Origin of the sequence: Streptomyces sp. bgisy159 (assembly GCF_965341775.1) — a bacterium.
Classification (GTDB): Bacteria; Actinomycetota; Actinomycetes; order Streptomycetales; family Streptomycetaceae; genus Streptomyces.
In genome coordinates this window covers 1-2,611 of the sequence record NZ_CBDQZH010000107.1, presented here as the reverse complement: position 1 = coordinate 2,611, position 2,611 = coordinate 1, and the positions used below count along the sequence as shown (strand labels likewise).

The following is a 2,611-nucleotide window of genomic DNA, read 5'->3' as shown; positions in this document are numbered from 1 at the left end:
TTTCCACTCGCCGTTGATGGAGCCGATGCTCGACGCCTTCCGCGAGGTGGCCGAGCGTATTGCTTACGTGCCCCCGGTCATTCCGGTCGTGTCGAATCTGACCGGTCAGCTCGCCACCGGCGAGGAGTTGGCGTCGTCCGAGTACTGGGTACGGCATGTCCGTGACACCGTCCGCTTCGCCGACGGCGTCACCGCACTGAACGCCCACGGCGTGACGCGTTTCCTGGAGATCGGCCCCGACGGCACCCTCACCGCCCTCACCCGGAACTCCGTCCCGGACGACAGCCCCGCCCTCCTCACACCCACCCTCCGCAAGGACACCCCGGAACACCCGGCCGTACTGCGCGCGATGGCGCTGTTGCACGTCGACGGGGGCGAAATCGACTGGGCCGCCGTTCTGCGTGGCAGTGACGGCGAGACGACGCCGGTCGATCTGCCGACGTATCAGTTCCAGCACCGACGCTATTGGCTGGCCCCGAACGAGCCGTCGCCCGGCGGTCCTTGCGGTCCGACGCGAGCCTCCACAGTGGTCGACGCCGACTTCTGGACCGCCGTGGAGCGCGAGGACCTGTCGGTGTTGGCCGAGGATCTCGATCTTCCGGCGGACACGCTGGAGCCCGTCGTGCCGGCACTTTCGAGGTGGTACCGACAGCGGCAGGACCGGGCAGCGCTCGACGCGTTGCGGTACGAAGTGTCCTGGCTGCCACTGACTCGGCACGACGAGACCACGACGACGGCCGGTCGGCCCCGCACCGGAAACTGGACGGTGCTGCTCCCCACCGAACTGGATGCGTCGTCGCGCCGCACTGCGGACGACCTCCTGCTCGGCCTGCGCGAGCACGGAATCACTCCGTACGTCGCAGAGGTGACGGACCCCACCGACCCCGCCGAGGCACTGCGCTTCACGGCTGCGGAGACGGACGGAGTGCTGTCCCTGCTCGGGCTTGCCGCGCACGTCGATCCGGTCGTGACCACGCTGACCGCGCTGCGGGGGGTAGCCGAGTCTCCGGCTGCGGGCGTACGACTGTGGGCCCTCACCCAAGGCGCCGTCGGTGTGGGAGGGGCTGATCGTGCCGTGAGCCCTGAACAGAGCGCCGTCTGGGGACTGGGACGCGTCGCCGCCCTGGAACACCCCGATACGTGGGGCGGGTTGATCGACCTTCCCGCGGACGTCGACGACCGGGTGTGCGCACGGCTCGCCAAGGCTCTGACGCGTCTGAGGCCCGGCGAGGATCAGGTTGCCGTCAGGGCTCACGCCGTCTTCGGCCGTCGGCTGGCACAGACCACACCGCTGTCCTCGGGTACCCCGGCCTGGAAGCCCGACGGCACGGTTCTGATCACCGGGGGTACCGGTGCCCTGGGCGCCCACGTGGCCCGTTGGGCGGTGGAACGCGGTGCCCGCACCCTTCTCCTCGTCAGCCGCCGCGGCGAAGCGGCACCGGGTGCGACCGCACTGCGCGAGGAGCTCCAGCGCATGGGCGCGCAGGTCACGTTGGCTGCCGCGGACGTTTCCGTACGCGCTGAACTCGCCGGGCTCCTCGCCGCGCACCCGGTCGACGCGGTCTTCCACACTGCCGGGATCCTGGACGACGCCACGCTGCTGGCGACGGACGCCGAGCGCATCGACCGAGTGAGGGGGCCCAAGGCCACGGGAGCGCTCCTGCTCGACGAGCTGACACAGGACCGCGACCTGTCGGCGTTCGTCCTCTTCTCCTCCCTGGCGGGAACGCTGGGAAGCCCGGGGCAGGGCGCCTACGCCGCCGCCAACGCCGTCCTCGACGCGCTCGCCGAACGGCGGAGGGCGGAGGGCCGTCCCGCCACCTCCATCGCCTGGGGTCCGTGGGCCGGAGACGGTATGGCAGCGGAGTCCGGCGGCCGGCGCCGTGGTCAGGGGGCCGTGACGGCACTCGACCCCCGGCTCGCCCTCTCCGCACTCGGAGCCGCGCTCGACACCGGCGTCACCACCCAACTGATCGCGGACATCGACTGGCCCGATTTCGTCCCCGCGTTCACCGCGGTCCGTCCCAGTGCCCTCCTCACCCCTGTGGCCCCAGCCGACTCCACCCCCGAACCGCGCGGGACCCAACGCACTGGAAGCGAACTGCGCGCACGCGTGGCAGGGGTGCCCCGTGACGCCGGGCAACGTCTCGTGGTGGAACATGTCCAGGAGGTCACGGCCCTGGTTCTGGGACACGACGGCCCCGAACAGGTGGGTGCGGAGCGGGCGTTCCGCGATCTGGGCGTGGACTCGCTGATCGCGGTGGAGCTGCGCAACGTGCTGGCGGCCGCGGCGGGCGTGACCCTCCCCGCCACTGCGGTCTTCGACCACCCCACGCCCCAGGCCCTGGCCGCCCACATCTACGGCGAGCTGTTCGACGAGGTGACGTCGACCGCCTCCACGGCTTCGGTCGCAACGGACGAACCGGTGGCGATCGTCGGGATGGCGTGCCGTTTCCCGGGCGGTGTGGAGTCGCCGGAGGACCTGTGGGAGTTGCTCGCCGACGGACGGGACGGCATCGTCGACTTCCCCGAGGACCGCGGCTGGGCCGCTCTGGACAACGCCTTCTACCGCTATGCGCAGGCCGACGGTCGGAGTCCCGGGTGCAGCAAG

The 2,611-nt window shown here is 71.2% G+C and carries 1 protein-coding gene; it reads left to right on the top strand.

What is annotated here, in order from left to right:
* Positions 1-13 precede the first annotated feature (13 nt).
* On the top strand, positions 14-2,611 hold a 2,598-nt coding region (locus tag ACSLTV_RS35995; protein ID WP_435613721.1), incomplete at its 3' end, for an SDR family NAD(P)-dependent oxidoreductase.